Here is a 1945-nt window from a genome sequence, read left to right as displayed (position 1 = left end):
CAACACCGAGCTGGTCGCCCTGTCGTCGCTGCGCGACGAGGAACGCGACCGGCTGCACGAGCTGGTCCAGCGGCACTTCGCCGAGACGGACTCGGCGGTCGCCGAGGACCTGCTCAAGCGCTGGCCGCAGGCGGTGGAGGAGTTCACCGCGGTGGTGCCCCGGGACTACCGCCGGGTCATGGAGATCATGCGGGCCGCCGAAGCCGCCGGCCGAGACGTCGACGACGCGGTGATGAGCGCCCTCTCGCCCGCGCCGGTACCGCCCGCGCCCCGGGCGGTCGCCCAGGAGGTGGCTCGTGCCTGACCCGAACGGTTTCCTGCGCTACGACCGGCGGCTGCCGGCCCGCCGTCCGGTGCCGGTGCGGATCTCCGACTGGCGGGAGGTGTACCCGCCGGCCGGTGAGGAGCTGATCCGCGAGCAGGCCACCCGGTGCATGGACTGCGGCATCCCGTTCTGCCACGACGGCTGCCCGCTGGGCAACCGCATCCCGGACTGGAACGACCTGGTCCGCACCGGCAACTGGGACGCGGCGGTGGACTCGCTGCACGCCACCAACAACTTCCCCGAGTTCACCGGCCGGCTCTGCCCGGCGCCGTGCGAGGCGGCCTGCGTGCTCGGCCTGGGCGGCCAGCAGCCGGTCACCATCAAGCAGGTCGAGGTGGAGATCGCCGACGCGGCGGTGGCCCGCGACGGCCTGCGGCCCCGGCCCGCGTCCGTGTCCACCGGCCGGTCGGTGGCCGTGGTCGGCTCCGGCCCGGCCGGGCTGGCCGCCGCGCAGCAGCTCGCCCGCGCCGGTCACACGGTCACCGTGTACGAGCGCGACGACGCGATCGGCGGCCTGCTCCGCTACGGCATCCCCGACTTCAAGCTGGAGAAGCAGCACATCGACAAGCGGCTGGCCCAGCTCACCGCCGAGGGCGTGCGGTTCCGCACCGGCGTCGAGGTCGGCGTCGACGTGACCGCCGAGCAGTTGCGCGCCGAGCACGACGCGGTGCTGCTTGCCTGCGGCGCGTTGCAGGGCCGGGACACCCCGGAGACGCCCGGCCGGGCGCTGCGCGGCGTGCACCAGGCGATGGCGCACCTGGTCGCCGCGAACCGGGTGGTGGCCGCCGCCGGGGACGGGAAGCCCGCCCCCGCGACGCTGCCCGACGGTACGCCGATCGACGCCGCCGGCAAGCACGTGGTGATCATCGGTGGTGGCGACACCGCCGCCGACTGCCTCGGCGTGGCGCACCGGCAGGGCGCGGCCGGCGTACACCAGCTCGACCTCTACCCGGAGCCGCCGGCCGAGCGGGACGCGGCGCGGGACCCGTGGCCGACCTGGCCGTGGGTGCTGCGCAACTACCCGGCGCACGAGGAGGGCGGCGAGCGGGTCTTCGCCGTCGCCGTGCAGGAGTTCGTGGACGACGGCACCGGCCAGGTCCGCGCGGTCCGGATCGCCGAGGTGACAGTGGAGAAGGTGGACGGTCGCCGCATCGTCACCGCGCTGCCCGGCTCCGAGCGCGAGATCCCGGCCGACCTGGTGCTGCTCGCCATCGGCTTCGAGGGCACCGAGGAGCAGCCGCTGCTGGCGCAGTTCGGGGTGACCCGCAACGGCCGGGGCGCGATCGACTCCCGCCCGGACTGGCAGGCCACCGACGGCGTCTTCGTCGCCGGTGACATGCACCGGGGCGCGTCGCTGATCGTCTGGGCGATCGCCGAGGGACGCGCCGCCGCGGCGGCGATCCACACGTACCTGGGCGGGGTGGGCGACCTGCCCGCCCCGGTCGACCCGGCCCGCCAGCCGCTCGCCGCCAGGTGAAAGGAAGGGCCCCCTCTTAGTGAGTGTTTGAGATTTGGGGTGCGGCGGCGTGTCGGGTTGAGGTGAGGGAAGGCCCTCGGTAGGTCCGGTGGTGTCGAGCCAACCGTTTCCATACCGAGGGCCTTCTGATGACGTTGTACCCG

At 74.3% G+C, this 1945-nt stretch carries 2 protein-coding genes; both read left to right on the top strand.

The genetic code is table 11. The features are described 5' to 3' along the window. A partial coding sequence (locus KBX39_RS30020; protein WP_210873769.1) for a hypothetical protein occupies window positions 1-304 on the top strand: 304 nt, incomplete at its 5' end. After that, window positions 297-1802: a glutamate synthase subunit beta gene (locus KBX39_RS30015; RefSeq protein WP_069089048.1), complete on the top strand. Its 1506-nt coding sequence runs from the start codon at window positions 297-299 to the stop codon at window positions 1800-1802. The genes KBX39_RS30020 and KBX39_RS30015, both read left to right, overlap by 8 nt. The last annotated feature ends 143 nt before the right edge of the window (window positions 1803-1945 follow it).

Origin of the sequence: Micromonospora sp. D75 (assembly GCF_018070405.1) — a bacterium.
In the GTDB taxonomy this organism is placed as follows: Bacteria; Actinomycetota; Actinomycetes; order Mycobacteriales; family Micromonosporaceae; genus Micromonospora; species Micromonospora chalcea.
This window is presented reverse-complemented; position numbering and strand designations above follow the sequence as displayed.